Here is a 21,012-nt window from a genome sequence, read left to right on the forward strand (position 1 = left end):
GCGCGGCCGGGCCGGCGACGGCCGCCCGGGCGCGCGCTCTTTCAAAGGCGCATCCATGGACCTTCGCAACATCGCCATCATCGCCCATGTCGATCATGGCAAGACCACCCTCGTGGACGAGCTGCTCAGGCAGTCCGGAGCCTTCCGCGAGAACCAGGCCACCGCCGAGCGCGCCATGGACTCGAACGATCTCGAGCGCGAGCGCGGCATCACCATCCTGGCCAAGTGCACCTCGGTCGAGTGGAAGGGCGCGCGCATCAACATCGTCGACACGCCCGGCCACGCCGATTTCGGCGGCGAGGTCGAGCGCATCCTGTCCATGGTCGACGGCGTGGTGCTGCTGGTGGACGCGGCCGAGGGGCCGATGCCGCAGACCAAGTTCGTGCTCTCCAAGGCGCTGCGCCTGGGGCTGCGGCCGATCGTGGTGGTCAACAAGGTCGACAAGCCCGACGCCGACCCCGACCGCGTGCACGACCAGGTGTTCGACCTGTTCGCCGCGCTCGACGCCGACGAGCATCAGCTCGACTTTCCCATGCTCTACGCCTCGGGGCGCGCGGGCTGGGCGGATCCGACGCTGGACGGCCCGCGCAAGGATCTGACGGCGCTCTTCGACCTGATCCTGTCGCATGTGCCCGCCCCCGCGCAGGCCGCGCGCGCGCACGAGCCCTTCGCCATGCTGGCCACCACGCTCGAGGCCGACCCCTTCCTCGGCCGCCTGCTGACCGGCCGCATCGAGAGCGGCGCGCTCGCGCCGGGCGCGCAGGTCAAGGCGCTGAGCCGCGACGGGGTCGAGCTCGAGCGCTTCCGCGTCTCCAAGATCCTGGCCTTCCGCGGCCTCTCGCGCCAGCCGGTCGAGCGCGCCGAGGCCGGCGACATCGTGGCCCTTGCCGGCATGTCGAAGGCGACGGTGGCCGACACCATCTGCGCGCCCGAGATCATGACCGCCCTGCCCGCCCAGCCCATCGATCCGCCGACCATCTCGGTCACCTTCGGCATCAACGACAGCCCCCTGGCCGGGCGCGACGGCGACAAGGTGCAGTCGCGCGTGATCCGCGAGCGGCTGATGAAGGAGGCCGAGCGCAACGTGGCCATCCGCGTCTCGGACACCGCCGACCGCGACGCCTTCGAGGTGGCCGGCCGCGGCGAGCTGCAGATGGGCGTGCTGATCGAGACCATGCGCCGCGAGGGCTTCGAGCTGTCGGTCTCGCGCCCGCGGGTGATCCTGCGCGAAGAGAACGGCGTGCGCCTCGAGCCGATCGAGGAGGTCACCGTGGACGTGGACGAGGAATTCGCCGGCGCGGTGGTCGAGAAGCTGTCCCAGCGCAAGGCCGAGATGACCGAGATGCGCCCCTCGGGCGGCGGCAAGACGCGCATCGTCTTCCTTGCGCCCTCGCGCGGGCTGATCGGCTATCACGGCGAGTTCCTGACCGACACGCGCGGCACCGGCGTCCTGAACCGGGTGTTCCACTCCTGGGCGCCCTACAAGGGGCCGATCCCCGGGCGGCGCAACGGAGTTCTGATCTCGATGGAGCAGGGCGAAAGCGTGGCCTATGCGCTGTTCAACCTCGAGGATCGCGGGCGGCTTTTCATCGGCCCGGGCGAGGCCGTCTATCAGGGCATGATCATCGGCGAGCACTCGCGCGGCGGCGATCTCGAGGTGAATCCGCTCAAGGGGAAGAAGCTGACCAACATTCGCGCCTCGGGCAAGGACGAGGCGGTGACGCTGACCCCGCCCAAGCGCCTGACGCTGGAAGAGGCGATCGCCTATATCGAGAATGACGAGCTGGTCGAGGTCACGCCGAACGCCATTCGGCTGCGCAAAAGGCACCTGGACCCGCATGAGCGCAAGCGTCACGCGAGAAGCGAGCAGGCCGCGGGCTGAACTTTCGCATTTCGCATTGCATTTTGCACAATCCTCTCTGGATTGCATTTTGCGCCGGGGCTACAATGCTCCGGCGTATTTCGTGTTCAGGATAGAGATCGCACAGGCAATGAGGCGCGGCCGCCGAACACCCGCCAGTTGCACGCAGGCACGATCCGAAACGCGAAAAAATGCGCGCATTGCGGGCAATCGCGAAAGTTGGCACGATGATTGCATCATACTCGGCGCAGGCCGCACAGGCCGCAATCTTCGCCTTGAACGCAGGGAGCGTGAGCATATGAAACACCCCGTTGACGTGCATGTCGGCAAGCGCGTGCGCCATCGCCGCTGGATGGTGGGCATGACCCAGCAGCAGCTCGGCGAGAAGGTCGGCATCAAGTTCCAGCAGATCCAGAAATACGAGACCGGCATGAACCGCATCAGCGCTTCGCGGCTGTGGGACATCGCCCGCGCGCTCGGGGTTCCGGTCAGCTTCTTCTTCGAAGGGCTCGAGGAAGGCGAGGCCGCGGCGCCCGCCCAGACCGCGGCGCAGACCCGCGGCGACCTGCTGGCCGACAAGGAGGCGCTCGAGCTGGTGCGCTCCTACTACGCCATCCCCGAAGAGCAGCGCCGCCGCCTGTTCGACCTGGCCCGCGTGCTGTCGGACGCCGCCTGACCGACCGGGCCGGACGCTGGGACGGCGCCGGGGCCGGAAGCGCGCGAAGGCGCGCCCCCACGGCGCCGACGCCCTGCGCCCGGCGGCCCCGGCGCGGCCCGACCGCGCCCCGACCCCGCCCCGATCCGATCCGCGCGGTCCGCGCCGGCGTCGATCGGCAGGCGGGCGGGTCCGCGCTCGGGCCTCGGCTCCGTCAGCCCCGCTTCCCGGCTCTCTTTCGCCATCCGATCCGGCCATCGCCCGCCGTCCCGCAAGGCATGAGGCCAGACCGCCCCACGCCCGACCACCACACGCGACCGCCACGCGCGAACACCACGCCCGACCACTGCGCGCGAACACCACGCCCGACCACTGCGCGCGAACACCACGCCCGACCGCCGGGCGGGGCCCCGTCCGCGACACGCGCCGAGCAACGCCCGGACAGGTCGTAGGGCGCCGCCCGAAGGATGCGCCCCCGCGCTCCGCCCGCGCTCGCGCCGCGCAGACGGCCGCGCCGGATGCCGCCGCATGTCGCTCCCACCGCCCGCGGCAACGGACCTGCCGGGCCGCGACGGCGCCGCCCGGCCTCGCCCTGCCCGCCCCGCGCGCCAGGCCTCGCGCGGGGCGACGGCCCCCGAGCCGCCGGGCCTGCCCCTCGCCCATCGCCGCCCCCGCCCGGCGGAACCGCCGCGCCGGGCCATTGTGAGCGCCGCGCACTCGGGCTATGGCTTGGCCCACCCCGCCCAGGAGCCGCGCCATGCCTCGATCGTCCGTTTCGCCCTATCTTCCGCCCGAGACCGACCCCGAAAGCGACCTCGCCGTCGCGCATCTTCTGGCCGACGCGGCGCGCGGGCCGGCGCTGAGGCATTTCCGCGCGCCGGACCTGGCCGCCGACGACAAGTCGGGCGGCGGCGCCTACGACCCCGTCACCGCCGCCGACCGCGAGGCCGAAACCGCCATGCGCCAGCTTCTGGCCCGCCTGCGCCCGCGCGACGCCATACTGGGCGAAGAGCACGGCGCGGCGGCGGGCGCCTCGGGCCGGCGCTGGGTGCTCGACCCCATCGACGGCACGCGCGCCTATGTGATCGGGGCGGCCAGCTGGGGCGTGCTCGTCGCGCTCGAAGAGAACGGCGCGCCGGCGCTGGGGGTGATCGACCAGCCCTATGTGGACGAACGCTTCTGGGGCGACGGCGCGCGCGCCTGGCATCGCCGCGGCGCCGAAGGCGCGACGCGCGCGCTGGCCGTCTCGGGGGTGCGGGACCTGGCCCGCGCGCGGCTTTGCACCACCTTTCCCGAGGTCGGAACCGCCGCCGAGCGCGCCGCCTTCGAGGCGGTGCGCGACAAGGCGCGGCTGACGCGCTACGGGCTCGACTGCATGGCCTACGCGCTTCTGGCGGCGGGGCATGTGGATCTGGTGATCGAGGCGGGGCTCAAGCCTTACGACGTGCAGGCGCTGGTCCCGGTGCTGCGCGGCGCGGGCGCGACGGTCAGCGGCTGGCGCGGCGACGACGCCCCGGGCGCCGAGGGACGGGTCCTGGCCGCGGCCACGCCCGAGCTGCATCGCGCGGCGCTGGCGCTGATGCAGGCCGCGCTCTGAACGCGCCCGGCCCTGCCCTCGCGCGGGCGCCCGCGCGAGGAACCCGATGGCCGCTCGCCCCCGCCCGCGCGGACGCCGAAGCGCCGGGCGCTCAGAACCCCGCCGCGTTCAGGAACGCCTGCATGGCGTGCCAGGCGTGCAGGCCCGGCGCGCGGTCGAACGGCTCCATCAGCACTTCGTGCCGGGCGCCGTTCAGACGCTCGATCCGGGCGCCGCTGCGCTCGACGCACAATTCGACCACCTCGGGCGAGACGACCTTTTCCTCGGAACCGAGCAGCGCCAGGAAAGGCGTGTCGGGGACCGGCGCGCGGCGGATGAAGGCCATCTCGCGAAAGGCCGCATGCGCCCAGCGCATGGTCGGCGCGGTCACGCCCAGCTCGGGCCGGGCGCGCAGATGGGCGCGCATCCATTCGTAATGCTCGGGGCACGAGGTCAGCACGTTGCTCTCGAAGGGCTCGCGCAGGACATAGGGCGTGTCGGGGTCCTGACCGGGCACCGGCGCCAGCCCCAGCCCCAGCCGCACCGCCGCCGCGGCCATCAGCCGCCCGGCGAGGGCCGCCGGCAGGCTCAGATTCAAGCCCCACATGGGCGCGCTGAAGATCGCCGCGCGCGGCGCGAGCGCCCCGCGCATGATCGCGCGCATGGCCACCGCGCCGCCCATCGAATGGGCCAGCGCGAAGCGCGGCGCGCGGTCGGCGGCCACGGGCGCCCAGGCCAGCAGGGCGGCGAGGTCGCGCTGATACAGGTCGAAATGGGCCACGTCGCCCAGCATCCCCGCGCCGGGCGTGCGCTCCGACAGCCCCTGCCCGCGCCAGTCGGCGCTGGCGACCGAGAACCCGGCCCCGAGCAGGCGGGCGATGACGCGGCCGTATTTCTCCAGATACTCGGTGCGCCCATGCAGCACCAGCGCCAGGCCGCGCCCGTTTCCGCGCCAATAGGCGGCGCGCAGCCGCGCGCCGGCCGATTCGATGCGCTCGCAGCGCAAGGGGGGCGGCGCCTGAGCCAGATCGGCGAAGAAAGGCGCCGCCTCGGCCATCAGCCCAGCACCGAACCCAGCGCCATGGCCTTGGACATGTCGCCGTCCACCGACAGCTTGCCCGCCATGAAGGCCGAGGTGGGGTTGAGGTCGCCCGAAACCATGGCCTTGAAGGTCTCGGCGTCGGCGCGGATGGTGCAGTCGGCGTCCGAGTCGTCGATGCTCACCTCGCCGCCCTCGATGCGCACGGCGCCCTCGCCCTCGATCTCGAACTTGACGGAACCGTCGAAGCTGCCGTCGCCCAGCTTTTCGCGCAGCGCCGCGACGGCGGCGTTCAGAGTGTCGCTCATGGTCAATTCTCCCGGAGCCTTCCCGCCGGACACCGCGCCCGGCTCTCGCTTTCGCGCTCCATGGCGCTAAACTATCACCTGCGATGAGGAAGCAAAGCGACACCCTGCGTCACCCCGGTCTCTCCGCGCGCCCGCAAGCGCAGACCGGCGCGCGTGCCGGCGCGCGCCCCGGCCCCGCGGCCCGCCCGCCGGGGCGCGGCCGGGCGCGTCTGGCGCGGGCGCTGGCGGCGGCGCTTGTCTGCGCGACGGGCGCGCGCGCGCAGGACGCCGCCGCGCCCGATGCGCCCCGGGCCGCGCCGCCCGCCATGAGCGCGCCCGCCGCGCCCTTTCCCCCGCCCCCCTCTCCGGCCGAGCGGCAGGCGGCGGCGCGCGCCCAGGCGCAGGCGCTGCTCGACCGCATGGCCGCCGCTCCCGAGGAGGAGGCCGCGCGAATCGCCCGCCGCGTGGCGCAGATGTGGTCGCGCTCGGGCTCGGACACGGCGGATCTGCTGCTGCTGCGCGGGCGCAGGGCGCTGGAGTCCGGCGCGCCCGACCGCGCCGCCGAGCATCTGTCGGCGCTGGTCGAGATCGCCCCCGACTTCGCCGAGGCCTGGCACAGCCGCGCCGCGGCGTGGTTCGCGCTGGACCGGCCCGGCCTCGCGCTGGCGGACCTCGAGCGCGCGCTGGCGCTCGAGCCGCGCCACTGGGGCGCGCTGGCGGGCCTTGGCGCGACGCTCGAGCAGATCGGGCGCCTGCCCGAGGCGCTGGCCGCCTATCGCGCCTCGCTCGTCGTCAACCCCGCCCAGCCCGACATCCGCGAAGCCGCCCGGCGCCTTGCGCCGCAGGTCGAGGGCCTGGCCCTCTGACCGCCGGCGGGGCTTGACACGCGCCCGCGCGGGGCGCGATCAGGCCCCCGGCGGCGCCGCCGCAGCGCAGACAGCGAAAGGACCGCTCCATGGCCCAGGACGCCGCCCGCGCCCCGATCGGACATCCGCGCGATTCGACCGTGACGGCGGTGCTCGGCCCGACGAACACCGGCAAGACCCACTACGCCATCGAACGCATGCTGGGCCATGAGAGCGGCGTCATCGGCCTGCCGCTGCGCCTTCTGGCGCGCGAGGTCTACGACCGCGTCGTGGCGCTGCGCGGCCCCTCGGCGGCGGCGCTGCTGACGGGCGAGGAGAAGATCGTGCCGCCGCGCGCGCGCTACTGGATCTGCACGGTCGAGGCGATGCCCGTCGGCCAGGGCCACGATTTCCTGGCGGTGGACGAGATCCAGCTGTGCGCCGACCCGGACCGGGGCCACATCTTCACCGACCGGCTGCTCAACGCGCGCGGCATGCGCGAGACGCTGTTCCTGGGCTCGGAGACCATGCGCGAGCGCATCCGCGAGCTGATCCCGCGCGCGCGCTTCCTGCGCCGCGAGCGCTTCTCGCGGCTGAGCTATGCGGGCGCGCGCAAGCTCAGCCGCCTGCCGCCGCGCTCGGCGGTGGTGGCCTTCTCGGCCGAGAGCGTCTACGCCATCGCCGAACTGATGCGCCGCCAGAAGGGCGGCGTGGCGGTGGTGCTGGGCGCGCTGAGCCCGCGCACGCGCAACGCGCAGGTGGCGCTGTATCAGAACGGCGACGTCGAGCACCTGGTCGCCACCGACGCCATCGGCATGGGGCTGAACCTGGACCTGGGCCACGTCGCCTTCGCCGGGCTGAGCAAGTTCGACGGCGCGCGCCACCGCCAGCTGACCGCGCCCGAGCTGGCGCAGATCGCCGGGCGCGCGGGGCGGCATGTGAACGACGGCAGCTTCGGCGTCACCGCCGAGGCCGCCCCGCTCGAGCCCGAGCTGGTCGAGGCCATCGAATCGCACCGATTCGCGCCCGTGCGGCGGCTGAACTGGCGCAACTCGCGGCTGGATTTCGGCTCGGTCCCGGCGCTTTTGGCCGCGCTCGAGCGCGCGCCCGAGCTGCCCGGCCTGACCCGCGCGCGCGAGGCGGACGACCTGCGCACGCTGCGCCTTCTGTGGGAGGATCCGCAGATCCGCGACATGGCGCGCGGCCCGGCCATGGTGCGGCTTCTGTGGGAGGTGTGCCAGCTGCCCGACTTCCGCAAGACCTCCGAGGCCGAGCACGCGCGCCTGGCGGCGCGAATTTACCGGTTCCTCGCATCGGACAAGGCTTGTATATCCTCCGACTGGATGGAAAGCCGGGTCAGGTCGGTGGACCGCGCCGATGGCGACATCGACGCGCTGTCGCGTCGCCTGGCCTACATCCGCACCTGGACCTACGTCGCCAACCGGCGCGGCTGGGTCGAGGACGCGGCGCGCTGGCGCGAGACGGCGCGCGAGGTCGAGGACCGGTTGTCCGACGCGCTGCACGCGCGGCTGACGCAAAGATTCGTCGACCGCCGCACATCGGTTCTGATGCGGCGGTTGAAGCAGAAGGAGAGCCTGGTGGCTGAAGTGAACGACAAGGGTGAGGTGACGGCCGAGGGGCATGCGCTGGGCCGTCTGGACGGGTTCCGCTTCACCCCCGACCCCGAGGCGCGCGGCGACGAGGCGCGGACCCTGCGCGCGGCCTCGAACCAGGCGCTGCAATCCGAGTTCTCGCGCCGGGCCGATCGCTTCTACAACGCGCCCGACACCGAGATCGACCTGACCGAACAGGGCGGGCTGATGTGGGGCGAGCACGCGGTGGGCCGGCTGGTCAAGGGCGCCGATCCGCTCTCGCCGGGCGTGGCCGCCTTCGTCGACGAGATGGCCGGCGACGACGTGCGCCTGAAGGTCGAGCGCCGGCTGACCCACTGGATCAACCGCCGCGTCAACGCGCTGTTCGAGCCGCTGATCAAGATGCGCGACGACGAGGCCCTGACCGGCTTGGCGCGCGGCGTCGCCTTCCAGCTGGTCGAGGCGCTGGGCGTGATTCCGCGCCCGCAGATCGCGCAGGACGTCAAGAGCCTGGATCAGGAGGGGCGCGGCCAGCTGCGCAAGCACGGCGTGCGATTCGGCCAGCACACCGTGTTCATGCCCGCCCTGCTCAAGCCCGCGCCCACGCGCCTGCGGCTGATTCTGTGGGGCCTGTGGGAAGAGCATGACGAGTTCGCCCCCGCCCCGCCGCCCGGTCTGGTGACGATCCCGGCCCAGCCCGGCCTGCCCGAAGACTTCTACCCCCGCGCGGGGTATCGCCTGGCCGGATCGCGCGCCATCCGCATCGACATGCTCGAGCGCCTCGCCGACATGATCCGCGCCCTCGACGCGCGCGCCGGCTTCGAGGCGACCGCCGACATGCTCTCGATCACCGGCTGCACGCTCGATCAGTTCGCCGAGCTGATGGAAGGCCTCGGCTACAAGGCCGAGAAGCGCGAGCGGCCCAAGCCCGCCCCCGCCCGCGCCCCGAAGGCGACCGACGGCGCGGCCGAGAGCGCCGCGACGCAGGAGGCGGCCGAAGCCCCCGCCGCAGAAGCCCCTGCGGCGGAAACGCCCGACGCGCAGGCCGCGCAGGCGCCCGCCCAGGCCGAGGCGTCCGAGGCGCCCGAGTCGGCGGCCGACGCCCCGCAGACGGCGCAGGATTCCGCCGCCCCCGCAGCCGAGGCGAAGAGCGAAGCGCCGGCGCCCGAGGCCGAGGCCGAGGCGACGGATGGGACCGATGCCCCGGCCGAGGACGCCCCGCCCCAGGTCGAGATGCAGACCTACTACGTCTTCACCTGGGCCCCGCGCCCGCGCCGCGAAGGCGGCCGAGGCCGCCGCGCCGAGGGCGCGCGCCCCGCTCAGGGCCGCCGCGCGGCCGAAGGCGGCAAGGGGCGCGACGACGCCAGGCCCAAGGGCAAGCCGCGCGGCAAGCCCAAGCCCAAGGGCAAGGGCGCCCCGCGCGACGAGGCGCCGCGCCAGTTCGCCGCGCGCCCGCCCCGCCAGGACAAGCCGGTCGATCCCGACAGCCCCTTCGCCGCCCTTCTGGCGCTGAAGGACAAGATCTGACGCCATGACGCGCCCGCCCGCAGCGCCCGACGAGGACGCGCGGGCGGGTCTGCGCGTGGACAAGTGGCTCTGGCATGCGCGCATCTTCCGCACCCGCACCCTGGCCGCGCGCTTCGTCGGGCAGACGGGTCTGCGGATCAACGGCGCGCGAATCGCCCGCCCCGCCGCGCTGGTGCGCCCCGGCGACGTGCTGACCGCCGCACTGAGCGAGCGCGTTCTTGTCCTGCGGGTCGTGGCGCTGGGCGCGCGGCGCGGCCCGGCGCCCGAGGCGCGGCTGCTCTACGAGGACCTGTCCCCGCCCCGCCCCGCGCGCGAGGGGCCCGCCGGCGCCCCGCCCGCCCGCGATCCCGGCGCCGGCCGGCCGACCGGGCGCGAGCGCCGCGCGCTCGACCGCCTGCGCGGCCGCGGCCCGCTGAACGACTGAGCGCCCCTTGAAACCCCTTCCGCCCGGGCATAGAACCCCCTGACCGAACCCGCAGCCTGACGAGGATCCCAGCGATGACCTATGTCGTGACCGAGAACTGCATCCGGTGCGTCTATACCGACTGCGTCGAGGTCTGCCCCGTCGATTGTTTCTACGTCGGCGAGAACATGCTGGTGATCCATCCTGACGAGTGCATCGACTGCGGCGTGTGCGAGCCCGAGTGCCCGGCCGAGGCGATCTCGCCCGACACCGAGCCGGGCATGGAGAAATGGGTCGAGTTCAACCGCAAATACGCCGAGCTCTGGCCCAACATCGTCACCAAGCGCGACCCCTATCCCGACGCCGAGAAATACGACGGCGAGCCCGGCAAGCTCGAGAAGTATTTCTCGGAAAAGCCCGGCGTGGGCGACTGACGCCCGACGAATCCGCCCGCGCGCCCATGCGGCGCAAGCCCCGCCCCCGCGCGAATCGGCGCGGGCGCGCAGGGTATGGGAATCGGGCGGTTTTTGTGTTATAAAGTCGTCACAGCACGAAACGCATGCGCCCCCGTCGGGGTCCTTCCCGGCGGGACGGCGTGCTTGGCGCGCGAATGGCGCGTCGGAAGGGCCTTCCCCCCTTTCCCCGCATCCGGCATGCGACCAAAAAGGATAGCGATCGCAGATGAGCAAAACCGCCAAGAAGCCCGAATTCCGCCCCAACGATTACGTCGTCTACCCCGCCCATGGCGTCGGCAAGATCGTCAGCATCGAGGAGCAGGAAGTCGCGGGCATGAAGCTCGAACTGTTCGTCATCTCGTTCGAGAAGGACAAGATGACGCTTCGCGTCCCCACCGCGAAGGCCGGCTCGATCGGCATGCGCACGCTCAGCTCGCCCGACATCGTCGAGCGCGCGCTCGAGACCCTCAAGGGCCGCGCCCGCGTCAAGCGCGCCATGTGGTCGCGCCGCGCGCAGGAATACGAGCAGAAGATCAACTCGGGCGATCTGATCTCGATCGCCGAGGTGGTGCGCGACCTGCATCGCGCCGAGGATCAGCCCGATCAGTCCTATTCCGAGCGCCAGCTTTACGAAGCCGCGCTCGAGCGGCTGACGCGCGAGCTGGCGGCCGTCCAGGCGATCGACGAGGCCGCCGCCGCCGCCCGCGTGGACGAGATGCTGACCCAGCGCGCCGCCTGAGCGCGCTCCGAGCGCAACGCGAAGGGCCTGCCGCGCAAGCGGCAGGCCCTTTTCGCATGGCCGTGGACGGCCGCGCCCTTTTCATGGCCGTGGGCGGCCGAGTCGGCGCGCGGCCCGCCGCGCGGCCCAGGCTCAGCCTTCGGCGGCCAGCCGGCGCGCCTCTTCGATCGCCTCGGGGCGCAGACCGCGCACCGCGGTCAGGCGCGCGTTGAGCTGCGCAAGGCCTTCTTCGTCCAGCGCGCCCAGCTGGGCGAAGGTGCGGATGCCCAGCGCCGCAAGCTCTTCCTGAAGTTTCGGGCCGATGCCCTTGATTCGCTTCAGATCGTCGGCGGGCTTGCCCCGGGCTGCGACGACGCCGAACAGGTCGGCTTCGGGCGCGCCCTCGGGATCCGCGGCAGGCGGCGCGGCGGGCGCGGCGGCGGGCTGCGCATCGTCGCGCGGGGCTTCGGGGCGCGGGGCGTCGTCGCAAGCAGCCTCCTCGCGCGGGGCCTCGACAGGCGCGGCTTCGTCGCGGGCGGTCGGCTCGGCCGGCTCGGCCACGATCACGGCATCCTCGACCGCCTCATCGGCGGCCTTCTCGTCGGCCGCCCTGGCGAAGGGCGTCTGGCCGGGCGCCAGGGTCAGGCTCCACATGGCGCCGAACCGCCAGGGAACGCCGAAGAACGGGGCCATGGGCGAAAAGCTGAGGACGTATTCGAGGGCGGTCTCGTCATCCCTCTTGGTCAGAGAGACGCCGAAGGGCGCATCGAAGGTCATGGCGCACTCCTGAGGATCAAATCCATGTTGCATTGCACGCAAGATACGCGCACGCATTGTGCATTGCAACATCGGATGCGCCGGCGACGAGACGCCCGCCGCGTCGCCGGCCCGCGCCTCAGACCGCCTTGCGCAGCTTGCGGCCCTTTTCGGCGCCGGCATAGCCGTAATGCTCGGCCAGGCGCGTCAGGGCGATCTTGAGCACCACCTTGCCCGAGCGCGCCGACCAGCCCATGCGCCGCTCGGTCGCCTCGAGCCCCTCGAGGAAGCAGCACGCGCGCAGCGCCACGTCGTTCAGCCCCGGCCCCAGCGCTTCGAGCGCGCGGGCCAGGCGCTCGCGCGCGCCCATCGGCCCCTCGGAAGGTCCGCGAAGGCGCGACACGCCGCCCTCGTCCACCGGCGCCAGCAGGCGCGTCCAGTCCTGCGCCACGCGCGGGCCAAGCTGGGCCAGCTCGAAATCCTCGCGCAGCTTCTCGCCGGCGGCGACCTCGGCCGAGGTCAGGAAGGGCTTGCCGTCCGGCCCCTTGCGCTTGGCCAGCCAGCCCAGCGGGGTTTCGCCGAGATTGACGCGGCGGCGCACCGATTCGCCGTTCTCGGGGAAAAGGCGCTCGCCCTCGACGGCGTGCTGGCGCGCGAAGGGCGAGGCGGCCTCGGCCATCTCGCGCGCCTCGGCGCCGCGGCGGCGCCTTTCGCCCTCTTCGGCGATGACGCGCTTGAGCCAGGCGCGGCCGACGGCGCTGATCTCGTAGCAGGCCATGTTGGGGCTCGAGGTGGTGGCCACGATCCACTCGCGCGCGGCGAAGGCCTTGGCGTAGGCGACGGACAGGCGCGCCAGGGTGACGAGCCCGTCCTTGCCCTTGCGGAACACGCAGGCGGTTTCGGCGCCCCGGGCAAGGGCGAGGAAGGCGCCGGGCTCGCACAGACGGCGCAGGATGCGCTTGGCCTCGCGGACGATCTCCTTGTCGCCAGGGGCGCCGACGGCGGGACGGGAGGGGCGAGAATGGGTCAACGCGGTCTCCATGGACGAATCATGCGCTGAGGCATGCGCGCGAAGCCAGGCCGAGGCGTCCTCGAGCAGGGCGTCCGCAAGCGGATCGTCCCGGCGCTGCTCCACGCGCCGGACGGCGCGCATGATGGTTGAGGGTTGGCAGTCCTGCTGCGCCGCAAGCCCCCGCATCGAGACGCCCAGAACCACATGCGCCAGGTAGAGGGCGGCGTCGGTCACGCGCCGATCGTCGGCGTCGGCGTGCAGGACCGACATGGCGGCGCGGCGGCACTGTTCGAGCTGGTCTGCGATGCGCGTCATTTTTTTCGCCTTTTCGGGGAACTTTAGGCAATTTTCAAGCTATGGTTGAATTATGAACATTGAGTTAAGTCGCAAAAATGTTTGGTGATTCGCAGCAAATCCTTACAAATTCTTAATTTAATTGGATTTTCACGCAGCGCGCGCTGCAACCCATGGTTGCGCAACACCCGGAATCACGCGCCAAGATGAACGCCGTCACGAAACGCAAGCCACGGAGACGGCCATGTCCTTCGCCTACTTCCCCGCCCAGGCCTTCGCCACCGCCGCCCCCGCCATCCCGCCCAAGGGCGCGGAGCCCGCGCCGACGCCGCGCATCCCCCCCGCCCATGCCCTGCGCGGCCTGCGCCGCCCCCGCATCCTGGCCCGCGCCGCGCGCGCGGCCGCGGCGGGCTATGCGCGCAAGCGCGACCTGCCGCGGCTGCTGCCGGGATTCTCGCCGCGCGATCCGTCGGAACTGATGGGCAAGCTGCGCCAGGTCGAGGCCGAATGCGAAAAGGCCCGCCGCGCCAAGGCGACGGGCTATTGCGCCGTGCGTCATGTCGGCATTCTGGCCGCGCTGATCGCCGAGGCCGCCGCCCCGACCCGCACGCTCCGCGCCTGAGGGCGCGGAGCCGGCCCGCTCAGGTGAAGCTGTCGGGCTCGGAAGCCTTGCGCTGGGCGACATAGGCCTCCAGCGCCTCGCGGGTCGCCGGATCGATCGCCGGGGCCTCGTATTCGGCCAGCATGCGCTTCCAGCGCGCCTCGGCCAGCGCGGCGCTGTCGCGCGCGCCTTCCTCGGCCCAGGTCTCGAAGGGCTTGTAGTCAAGGACCTCGGTGCGCCAGAAGGCGGTCTGGAAATTCGCCTGGGTGTGCGCGCAGCCCAGATAATGCCCGCCGGGACCGACCTCGCGGATCGCGTCCATCGCCTGGGCGCCTTCGGACATGTCCACGCCCTCGGCCAGGCTGTGCAGCACGCCCAGCTGATCGGCGTCGAGCACGAACTTCTCGTAGGACGAGACCAACCCGCCCTCGAGCCAGCCGCAGGCGTGCAGCATGAAGTTGACGCCGCCCAGCAGCGCCGCGTTCAGGGTGTTGGCGGTCTCGTAGGCGGCCTGCGCGTCGGGCAGCTTGGACCCGCACAGCCCCCCGCCCGAGCGGAAGGGCAGCCCCAGACGCCGCGCCAGCTGGCCCGCGCCGAACAGGATCTTGGACGCCTCGGGCGTGCCGAAGGTGGGCGCGCCCGAATTCATGTCGATCGAGGTCACGAAGGCGCCGAAGATCACCGGGGCGCCGGGCCGGATCAGCTGCGAATACGCCACGCCCGCCAGCACCTCGGCCAGCACCTGCGTCAGCGTTCCGGCCACCGAGACCGGCGCCATGGCCCCGCCGACGATGAAGGGCGAGATGATGCAGGCCTGATTCGCCCGCGCATAGACCTCGAGCGCGCCCATCATCGTCGCGTCGAAGGTCAGCGGCGAGTTGATGTTGATGAGCGAGGTCATGACCGTGTCCAGCTCGCCTTCGGGCTTGCCGAACAGGATCTCGCACATGCGCACCGAATCCTCGGCGCGCGAGGGCTCGGTGACCGAGCCCATGAAGGGCTTGTCGCTCAGCGTCATGTGCGCCAGCAGCATGTCGAGATGGCGCTTGTTGACCGGCACGTCGGTCGGCTCGCACAGCGTGCCGCCCGAATGGTGCACCCACCTGGACATGTAGCCCAGCTTCACGAAGTTGCGGAAATCCTCGATCGTGGCGTAGCGGCGCCCCTTCTCGTTGCAGCGCACGAAGGGCGGGCCGTAAACCGGCGCCAGCACCAGGCTGCGCCCGCCGATGGTCACGTCGCGCTCGGGGTTGCGGGCGCGCTGGACGAAGCTGCCGGGCGCGGTGGCGCACAGCTGCCGCGCCAGCCCGCGCGGGATGCGCACGCGCTCGCCGTCGATGTCGGCGCCGGCCGCGCGCCAGCGCTCGAGCGCGGCGGGGTTGTCCACGAAATTGACGCCGATTTCCTCGAGCACCGTCTCGGCGTTGCGCTCGATGATCTCCAGCGCCTCTTCGTCGAGGATCTCGAAATTCGGAATCCTGCGCTCGATGAAGCGCGCGGCCTCGATCCGGCGCGCGGTGCGCGCGGCCCGGCGCGCCGCGCCGCCTCCGCCGCGCGCCCTGCGCCGTCCCGCGCCCGCGGCCTCGTCCCGAAGTTCCGTCATGTCATCCATCCATATGTGCGCCGTCAGCGTTGGCACGAACATACCCCGCCCGTCCGCGGCCGAGCCCACGAATGCGGCCCGCCGCGCGCCGGTTGCGACATGTCGGGCGCATCCGGCGCGCATTGGCCGCGCAACGGGGGCCGCGCAACGGGGGCCGCGCAACGGGGGCCGCGCGCCGGGGGGTCGCGCCGGGGGCGCTGGGGGACCCTTCGGGGGCGCTTCGGGGCCGGGCCCGCGGCGCTCGCGCAGACGCGCGCCGCGCCCCGGCGCGCGCGGATCTTGCGCGCGCGCGCCGCTCGGGCTACGCAGCGCCATGACCCAGGCACATGATCTCATCCTCATCGTCGATTTCGGCAGCCAGGTGACGCAGCTCATCGCCCGCCGGCTGCGCGAAAGCGGCGTGTATTGCGAAATCCATCCGTTCAACAAGCTGGACGACGACGCGCTGCGCCGCCTTGCGCCCAAGGGGGTGATCCTGTCGGGCGGCCCCGATTCGGTCACCCGCCCCGGCAGCCCCCGCGCCCCCGAGGCGCTGTGGACGCTGGGCGTGCCGGTTCTGGGCATCTGCTACGGCCAGCAGGTCATGGTCGCGCAGCTGGGCGGCAAGGTCGAACCGGGCGCCGAGCGCGAATTCGGCCGCGCCTTCGTCACCATCAAGGCCGAGGATCCGCTGCTGCAAGGCCTGGCGCCCGTGGGCGGGCGCGAAGAGGTGTGGATGTCGCATGGCGACCGCGTCGTCGCCCTGCCCGAGGGCTTCGGCGTGATCGGCTCGTCATCGGGCGCGCCCTACGCCATCATCGCCGACCCCGAGCGCCGCTTCTACGGCGTCCAGTTCCACCCCGAGGTGCACCACACCCCCAACGGCGCGCGGCTGCTGCGCAACTTCACCCACGAGGTGTGCGGCCTGAAGGGCGACTGGACCATGGCCGCCTATCGCGACGAGGCGATCGAGAAGATTCGCGCCCAGGTCGGCGACGGCAAGGTCATCTGCGGGCTGTCGGGCGGGGTCGATTCGTCGGTCGCGGCGGTGCTGATCCACGAGGCGATCGGCGATCAGCTGACCTGCGTCTTCGTCGACACCGGGCTGATGCGCATGGGCGAGGCGGACGAGGTGGTGAGCCTGTTCCGCGACCACTACAACATCCCCCTCATCCACGCCGACGAATCCGAACTGTTCCTGTCCGCGCTCGAGGGCGTCAGCGACCCCGAAGAGAAGCGCAAGACCATCGGGCGCCTGTTCGTCGAGGTGTTCGAGAAGCACGCGCGCGAGGTCGGGGGCGCGAAGTTCCTGGCCCAGGGCACGCTCTACCCCGACGTGATCGAATCGGTCAGCGTCACCGGCGGCCCATCGGTCACCATCAAGTCGCACCACAATGTCGGCGGCCTGCCCGAGCGCATGAACCTGCAGCTGGTCGAGCCGCTGCGCGACCTGTTCAAGGACGAGGTCCGGGCGCTGGGCCGCGAGCTGGGCCTGCCGCCCGCCTTCGTCGGCCGCCACCCCTTCCCCGGCCCCGGCCTGGCCATCCGCTGCCCCGGCGAGATCACCCGCGAGAAGCTCGAGATCCTGCGCAAGGCCGACGCGATCTATCTGGACCAGATCCGCCGGCACGGCCTGTATGACGAGATCTGGCAGGCCTTCGCTGTGCTGCTGCCCGTGCGCACCGTGGGGGTGATGGGCGACGGGCGCACCTATGACTATGCCTGCGCGCTGCGGGCGGTCACCTCGGTGGACGGGATGACGGCGGACTACTACCCCTTCAGCCACGACTTCCTGTCCGAGACCGCCACGCGCATCATCAACGAGGTCGAGGGCGTCAACCGCGTCACCTACGACATCACCTCGAAGCCGCCGGGCACGATCGAGTGGGAATGAGCCCGTCGGGCGAGACGGCGCGAGGCGGCCTGCGGCGTGGCTTGAAGACCATGCCGCAGGCCTTTGTTTTCGATTGAACAAGAAAGACGGCTCGACGCGCCGCCGCCCCATGCGACGCGCTCCTGAAAAGCGCGCGCCTTGGCTCCGCCACGCGAGGAACGCGCCCCAAGGCGCCGGCGCTTCACGTCTTCTTGCCGCGCGAGACCGCCCGCCGCCGCGCCGCCCCATGCGATGCCCCACAGGGCGCGCGCCCCGGCTCCGCCGCGCGAGGAACGCGCCCCAAGGCGCCGGCGCTTCACGTCCTTTTCCCGCCGCGGCGGCCCGCGCCCGCCCGCCGCGCCGCCGCCCCCGGCCCAGCGCGCCGCGCGGATGTCTCGCGCGCAACGGGCGAATCGCGCTCTTATCGACCGAGGATGCGCGGCGCCTCTTGCGCCGCCGCGAAAATGGAGGAGCGACATGCATCTGGGCGCCGTCCGGCTGCGCGAGGCCGCGATCGAGCTGCGCGGCAGCTACTGGTTCATTCCCGCGTCGCTGGTTCTGGCCGCCGTCGCGCTTTCGCTGCTGCTGGGCTGGGCCGACCGCCACCCGCGCGTGGCCGAGCTTGTGCCCGAGGGGCTGTTCAGCGCCCGCCCCGAGGATGCGCGCGCCACGCTCGGGGTCATCGCCTCGGCCGCCATCGGCGTGGCGGGCGTGGCCTTCTCGATCACCATCGTCGCGGTCACCTTCGCCTCGGGGCAGCACGGACCGCGGCTGATCGGCAATTTCATGCGCGATCGGGGCGCGCAGTGGAGCCTCGGCATCCTGATGGCCGCCTTCGTCTACGCCCTGATGACGCTGCGCGCCGTCGAAGGCGCGGGCCCGGAGAATGGCGGGCACGCCTTCGTGCCCCAGATCTCGATCGGGGCGGCGCTGCTGCTGTCGCTGCTTTCGGTCGGCACGACGATCTACTTCTTCCACCACATCCCCGACACGATCGACATCGCCAATCTGGTGGCGGCGCTGGGGCGGCGACTGTGCGCGCGCGTCGTCCGGCCCGACCTGCCCGCGCCCGAAAGCACGCGCGGCCTGCGGCCCGAACGCACCCTTCCCGCCTGGGAGGTCACGGCCGCGCAGCCCGGCTATGTCCGCGCCGTCGATCCCGAGGGAATCGCCCGCATCGCGCTGGACTGCGCGGCGCGCGTGACGCTGCTTGCGCCGCCGGGCAGCTTCGTCTCGGCCATCGAGCCCGCCTTTCGCGTCGAGGGCGCGCCGCCCTCGGACGAGCTGGCCGATGCGCTGCGCAAGACCATCGCCATCGGCGAGGGCAAGACCGAAGAGCAGAACACCCTGTTCCTGGTCGAGCAGCTGGTCGAGGTGGCCGCGCGCGCGCTCTCGCCCGGCGTCAACGATCCCTTCACCGCGGTTTACTGCATGAACTGGCTGCACGCGGCGCTGATCGCCCGGCTCGAGGCCGGCGCCGCGGCCTGCGACCAGGAAGAGGGCCTGGTCGTTCTGCCGCAGCTGTCCTGGCCCGCGCTGCTGTCGGCGTCGCTGGGCGCGTGCCTGCCCTATGCGCGCCCCGATCCCATCGCCTCGGCCGCGCTGGGCAAGCTGCTTGACCGTCTCGAGGCCTGCACCGAGGGCGAGGACCGCGCCGCCGTCGCGCGCCTCGTGCGCGAGCTTGCCCGCGCCGAGCCGCGCCGCGGCGCCTGATCCGCCCCCTTGGCGGGGGCTGGCGCGGCGCGCGGAAATTGCGGCGATTTTCTCTCGATCGGGTCTTGCAAAGCCCTGAGTCGCCGTATAGATACCCGGCTCACGGAGGGTGTATAGCTCAGTTGGTAGAGCAGCTGACTCTTAATCAGCGGGTCCAAGGTTCGAGTCCTTGTACACCCACCACCAGGTTTCGGCCCCGTCGCGCAGGCGACGGGGCCTTTTCATTTTGCGCGCTGCGGCCCCGGGCCGACGCCGGCGGCGCGGGCCGGCTGTCGCCCCCCGGTCCAGCAGCCCCGCCCCGCAGCCCGGTCCCGCGGCCCCGCCCCGCAGCCCCGCCCCGCAGCCCGCGCCCCCGCCCGGACCGACGCGAAAAACCCCGGACGCGCGAGGCGTCCGGGGTCCGCGCCGCCGGCGGGCGGCGGCATGGCGCTGCGCGGGGCGCGTCAGCCCAGCTGCTTCTCCAGCTCGGGCACGGCCTCGAACAGGTCGGCGACCAGGCCGTAATCGGCGACCTGGAAGATCGGCGCCTCTTCGTCCTTGTTGATGGCGACGATGACCTTCGAGTCCTTCATGCCCGCCAGGTGCTGGATCGCCCCCGAGATGCCCACGGCGATATAGAGCTCGGGCGCGACCACCTTGCCGGTCTGGCCGACCTGCCAGTCGTTGGGCGCGTAGCCCGAGTCGACCGCCGCGCGCGAGGCGCCGACCGCCGCGCCCAGCTTGTCGGCGAGGCGCTCGATGATCTTGAAGTTCTCGGCCGAACCGACGCCGCGGCCGCCCGAAATGACGATCCGCGCCGAGGTCAGCTCGGGCCGGTCGCTGGCCGCCAGCTTGTCCTCGACCCACTCCGACAGGCCGGGATCGGCGGCGGCGGGGGCGGTCTCGATCGGCGCGGGGGCCTGCTCGCCGGCGGCGTCGAAGCTGGCGCCGCGGATGGTCATGACCTTCTTGGGGTCGGCGCTGCGCACCACCTGCATGGCGTTGCCGGCGTAGATCGGGCGCTCGAACTCGTCCGGGCCCTTCACGGCGGTGACGTCCGACAGCACCATAACGTCGAGCAGCGCCGCGACGCGCGGCGCGACGCTCTTGCCCATGCTGGCCGAGGGGAACAGGATGTGCTCGTAGGCGTCGGCCAGCGAGCGCACCAGCTCGGCCATCGGCTCGGCCAGCTGATGGGCGTAGGCGTCGCCCTCGACATGGATCACCTTCTTGACGCCGTCGAGCCTGGCGGCCGCCTCGGCGGCGGGGCCGGCGTCCTTGCCGGCGACGAGCACATGCACGTCCCCGCCGATGGCCTTGGCGGCCGAGACGGTCTTGGCGGTGACGTCGTTCAGCGACGCGTTGTCATGGTCGGCGACGATCAGGACGGCCATCAGAGCACCCCCGCTTCATTCTTCAGCTTCGACACAAGCTCGGCCACGTCGGCCACCTTGACGCCCGCCTTGCGCGCGGGCGGCTCCGAGGTCGAGACCACCGTCAGGCGCGGCGAGACGTCCACGCCGTAATCGGCGGGCGTCTTGACCTCGAGCGGCTTCTTCTTCGCCTTCATGATGTTGGGCAGCGAAGCGTAGCGCGGCTCGTTGAGGCGCAGGTCGGCGGTGACGATGGCGGGCAGCTTGACCTTCACGGTCTGCAGGCCGCCGTCGACCTCGCGCGTGACGACGGCATGGTCGCCCTCAATCTTCAGCTCCGAGGCGAAGGTCGCCTGCGGCCAGCCCAGCAGCGCGGCCAGCATCTGGCCGGTGGCGTTCATGTCGTTGTCGATGGCCTGCTTGCCGGCGATGACCAGGCCCGGCTGCTCTTCCTCGACCACGGCCTTGAGCAGCTTGGCCACGGCCAGCGGCTCGATGTCCTGGGTCACGTCCTCGGCCGCCTCGATCAGGATCGCGCGGTCGGCGCCCATGGCCAGCGCGGTGCGCAGCGTCTCCTGCGCCTGCTTGACGCCGATCGAGACCGCCACGACCTCGGTCGCCACGCCCTTTTCCTTGAGGCGGATGGCCTCCTCGACGGCGATCTCGTCGAACGGGTTCATCGACATCTTCACGTTCGCAAGATCGACCCCGGAGCCGTCCGCCTTGACGCGGACTTTCACGTTGTAGTCGATCACGCGTTTGACGGGCACGAGCACCTTCATCTCAGCGTTTCTCCTCGTTGCGCGCGGCGGGGGCGCCGCGCAAGAAAACGTCCCCTCCCTCTACCCCGGCGCGCGCGCCGGGACGAGGC

General features: G+C 72.2%; 18 protein-coding genes and 1 tRNA gene. 12 read left to right on the top strand and 7 right to left on the bottom strand.

The features are described 5' to 3' along the window. Nucleotides 1-55 precede the first annotated feature (55 nt). The 3 genes from typA to LY05_RS07860 all read left to right on the top strand — a co-directional run bounded on the left by typA (nucleotide 56) and on the right by LY05_RS07860 (nucleotide 4,113). Entirely contained in the window at nucleotides 56-1,882 is a 1,827-nt protein-coding gene (gene typA, locus LY05_RS07850) for a translational GTPase TypA (RefSeq protein WP_148922750.1), read from the top strand. A 277-nt stretch (nucleotides 1,883-2,159) separates the two neighbouring features. After that, nucleotides 2,160-2,537: a helix-turn-helix domain-containing protein gene (locus tag LY05_RS07855; protein ID WP_072748211.1), complete on the top strand. Its 378-nt coding sequence runs from the start codon at nucleotides 2,160-2,162 to the stop codon at nucleotides 2,535-2,537. A gap of 736 nt (nucleotides 2,538-3,273) precedes the next feature. Beyond that, nucleotides 3,274-4,113 (top strand): inositol monophosphatase family protein, encoded by an 840-nt coding sequence (locus LY05_RS07860; RefSeq protein ID WP_148922751.1) that lies wholly within the window; start codon nucleotides 3,274-3,276, stop codon nucleotides 4,111-4,113. A gap of 91 nt (nucleotides 4,114-4,204) precedes the next feature. Here the strand turns inward: LY05_RS07860 and LY05_RS07865 are convergent, their stop codons facing one another. Further along, nucleotides 4,205-5,149 (bottom strand): alpha/beta fold hydrolase, encoded by a 945-nt coding sequence (locus LY05_RS07865; RefSeq protein ID WP_148922752.1) that lies wholly within the window; start codon nucleotides 5,147-5,149, stop codon nucleotides 4,205-4,207. Beyond that, nucleotides 5,149-5,439: an SCP2 sterol-binding domain-containing protein gene (locus LY05_RS07870; protein ID WP_072748214.1), complete on the bottom strand. Its 291-nt coding sequence runs from the start codon at nucleotides 5,437-5,439 to the stop codon at nucleotides 5,149-5,151. Before LY05_RS07870 ends, LY05_RS07865 begins: the two co-directional genes overlap by 1 nt. Before the next feature lie 305 nt (nucleotides 5,440-5,744). On the opposite strand from LY05_RS07870, the gene LY05_RS07880 reads away from it, so the two are divergent. The 5 genes from LY05_RS07880 to LY05_RS07900 all read left to right on the top strand — a co-directional run bounded on the left by LY05_RS07880 (nucleotide 5,745) and on the right by LY05_RS07900 (nucleotide 10,979). Beyond that, the gene (locus tag LY05_RS07880; RefSeq protein WP_170258894.1) at nucleotides 5,745-6,284 is read left to right on the top strand and encodes a hypothetical protein; all 540 of its coding nucleotides are present in this window, start codon (nucleotides 5,745-5,747) and stop codon (nucleotides 6,282-6,284) included. Nucleotides 6,285-6,373: 89 nt separating this feature from the next. Further along, a complete protein-coding gene (locus tag LY05_RS07885) occupies nucleotides 6,374-9,382 on the top strand; it encodes a helicase-related protein (RefSeq protein ID WP_148922754.1) in 3,009 nt (1,002 codons plus the stop codon). A gap of 4 nt (nucleotides 9,383-9,386) precedes the next feature. After that, entirely contained in the window at nucleotides 9,387-9,806 is a 420-nt protein-coding gene (locus tag LY05_RS07890) for an RNA-binding S4 domain-containing protein (RefSeq protein WP_148922755.1), read from the top strand. A gap of 74 nt (nucleotides 9,807-9,880) precedes the next feature. Next, entirely contained in the window at nucleotides 9,881-10,219 is a 339-nt protein-coding gene (gene fdxA, locus LY05_RS07895; protein ID WP_072748217.1) for a ferredoxin FdxA, read from the top strand. Between the two features lie 247 nt (nucleotides 10,220-10,466). Continuing rightward, nucleotides 10,467-10,979, top strand: coding sequence for a CarD family transcriptional regulator (locus LY05_RS07900; protein WP_072748218.1), 513 nt, complete (start codon nucleotides 10,467-10,469; stop codon nucleotides 10,977-10,979). 132 nt (nucleotides 10,980-11,111) lie between these two features. On the opposite strand, the gene LY05_RS07905 is transcribed toward LY05_RS07900, so the two are convergent. Together LY05_RS07905 and LY05_RS07910 are read right to left on the bottom strand one after the other, a co-directional pair. Then, entirely contained in the window at nucleotides 11,112-11,735 is a 624-nt protein-coding gene (locus tag LY05_RS07905) for a hypothetical protein (protein WP_148922756.1), read from the bottom strand. Nucleotides 11,736-11,853: 118 nt separating this feature from the next. Continuing rightward, nucleotides 11,854-13,041, bottom strand: a complete 1,188-nt coding sequence (locus tag LY05_RS07910) for a DUF6456 domain-containing protein (RefSeq protein WP_249041895.1) — start codon at nucleotides 13,039-13,041, stop codon at nucleotides 11,854-11,856. Between the two features lie 223 nt (nucleotides 13,042-13,264). Here LY05_RS07910 and LY05_RS07915 point away from each other — a divergent pair, with 223 nt between their 5' ends. Beyond that, nucleotides 13,265-13,642 (top strand): DUF6477 family protein, encoded by a 378-nt coding sequence (locus tag LY05_RS07915; RefSeq protein WP_083581557.1) that lies wholly within the window; start codon nucleotides 13,265-13,267, stop codon nucleotides 13,640-13,642. Nucleotides 13,643-13,661: 19 nt separating this feature from the next. On the opposite strand, the gene LY05_RS07920 is transcribed toward LY05_RS07915, so the two are convergent. Continuing rightward, on the bottom strand, nucleotides 13,662-15,224 hold the full coding sequence (locus LY05_RS07920; RefSeq protein ID WP_148922757.1) for a trimethylamine methyltransferase family protein: 1,563 nt from the start codon (nucleotides 15,222-15,224) through the stop codon (nucleotides 13,662-13,664). Nucleotides 15,225-15,537: 313 nt separating this feature from the next. Between LY05_RS07920 and guaA the strand changes: the two genes are divergently transcribed. From guaA to LY05_RS07935, 3 genes are all read left to right on the top strand, one after another. Beyond that, entirely contained in the window at nucleotides 15,538-17,097 is a 1,560-nt protein-coding gene (guaA, locus tag LY05_RS07925; protein ID WP_148922758.1) for a glutamine-hydrolyzing GMP synthase, read from the top strand. 456 nt (nucleotides 17,098-17,553) lie between these two features. Continuing rightward, nucleotides 17,554-18,789, top strand: coding sequence for a DUF2254 domain-containing protein (locus tag LY05_RS07930; RefSeq protein ID WP_170258896.1), 1,236 nt, complete (start codon nucleotides 17,554-17,556; stop codon nucleotides 18,787-18,789). Nucleotides 18,790-18,896: 107 nt separating this feature from the next. Continuing rightward, nucleotides 18,897-18,972 (top strand) — tRNA-Lys (locus LY05_RS07935). Nucleotides 18,973-19,232: 260 nt separating this feature from the next. Here LY05_RS07935 and LY05_RS07940 read toward each other — a convergent pair. Then, nucleotides 19,233-20,162: an electron transfer flavoprotein subunit alpha/FixB family protein gene (locus tag LY05_RS07940; protein ID WP_072748223.1), complete on the bottom strand. Its 930-nt coding sequence runs from the start codon at nucleotides 20,160-20,162 to the stop codon at nucleotides 19,233-19,235. Next, nucleotides 20,162-20,923, bottom strand: coding sequence for an electron transfer flavoprotein subunit beta/FixA family protein (locus LY05_RS07945; RefSeq protein ID WP_072748224.1), 762 nt, complete (start codon nucleotides 20,921-20,923; stop codon nucleotides 20,162-20,164). Before LY05_RS07945 ends, LY05_RS07940 begins: the two co-directional genes overlap by 1 nt. Nucleotides 20,924-21,012 lie beyond the last annotated feature (89 nt).

It is taken from the genome of Oceanicella actignis, assembly GCF_008124525.1.
In the GTDB taxonomy this organism is placed as follows: domain Bacteria; phylum Pseudomonadota; class Alphaproteobacteria; order Rhodobacterales; family Rhodobacteraceae; genus Oceanicella; species Oceanicella actignis.

What these genes read in the sequence shown, in the direction of transcription:
- typA (WP_148922750.1), top strand. Translation starts at nt 56, where the DNA reads ATGGACCTTCGCAACATCGCCATCATCGCCCATGTCGATCATGGCAAG.
- LY05_RS07855 (WP_072748211.1), top strand. Translation starts at nt 2,160, where the DNA reads ATGAAACACCCCGTTGACGTGCATGTCGGCAAGCGCGTGCGCCATCGC.
- LY05_RS07860 (WP_148922751.1), top strand. Translation starts at nt 3,274, where the DNA reads ATGCCTCGATCGTCCGTTTCGCCCTATCTTCCGCCCGAGACCGACCCC.
- LY05_RS07865 (WP_148922752.1), bottom strand. Translation starts at nt 5,149, where the DNA reads ATGGCCGAGGCGGCGCCTTTCTTCGCCGATCTGGCTCAGGCGCCGCCC.
- LY05_RS07870 (WP_072748214.1), bottom strand. Translation starts at nt 5,439, where the DNA reads ATGAGCGACACTCTGAACGCCGCCGTCGCGGCGCTGCGCGAAAAGCTG.
- LY05_RS07880 (WP_170258894.1), top strand. Translation starts at nt 5,745, where the DNA reads ATGAGCGCGCCCGCCGCGCCCTTTCCCCCGCCCCCCTCTCCGGCCGAG.
- LY05_RS07885 (WP_148922754.1), top strand. Translation starts at nt 6,374, where the DNA reads ATGGCCCAGGACGCCGCCCGCGCCCCGATCGGACATCCGCGCGATTCG.
- LY05_RS07890 (WP_148922755.1), top strand. Translation starts at nt 9,387, where the DNA reads ATGACGCGCCCGCCCGCAGCGCCCGACGAGGACGCGCGGGCGGGTCTG.
- fdxA (WP_072748217.1), top strand. Translation starts at nt 9,881, where the DNA reads ATGACCTATGTCGTGACCGAGAACTGCATCCGGTGCGTCTATACCGAC.
- LY05_RS07900 (WP_072748218.1), top strand. Translation starts at nt 10,467, where the DNA reads ATGAGCAAAACCGCCAAGAAGCCCGAATTCCGCCCCAACGATTACGTC.
- LY05_RS07905 (WP_148922756.1), bottom strand. Translation starts at nt 11,735, where the DNA reads ATGACCTTCGATGCGCCCTTCGGCGTCTCTCTGACCAAGAGGGATGAC.
- LY05_RS07910 (WP_249041895.1), bottom strand. Translation starts at nt 13,041, where the DNA reads ATGACGCGCATCGCAGACCAGCTCGAACAGTGCCGCCGCGCCGCCATG.
- LY05_RS07915 (WP_083581557.1), top strand. Translation starts at nt 13,265, where the DNA reads ATGTCCTTCGCCTACTTCCCCGCCCAGGCCTTCGCCACCGCCGCCCCC.
- LY05_RS07920 (WP_148922757.1), bottom strand. Translation starts at nt 15,224, where the DNA reads ATGACGGAACTTCGGGACGAGGCCGCGGGCGCGGGACGGCGCAGGGCG.
- guaA (WP_148922758.1), top strand. Translation starts at nt 15,538, where the DNA reads ATGACCCAGGCACATGATCTCATCCTCATCGTCGATTTCGGCAGCCAG.
- LY05_RS07930 (WP_170258896.1), top strand. Translation starts at nt 17,554, where the DNA reads ATGCATCTGGGCGCCGTCCGGCTGCGCGAGGCCGCGATCGAGCTGCGC.
- LY05_RS07940 (WP_072748223.1), bottom strand. Translation starts at nt 20,162, where the DNA reads ATGGCCGTCCTGATCGTCGCCGACCATGACAACGCGTCGCTGAACGAC.
- LY05_RS07945 (WP_072748224.1), bottom strand. Translation starts at nt 20,923, where the DNA reads ATGAAGGTGCTCGTGCCCGTCAAACGCGTGATCGACTACAACGTGAAA.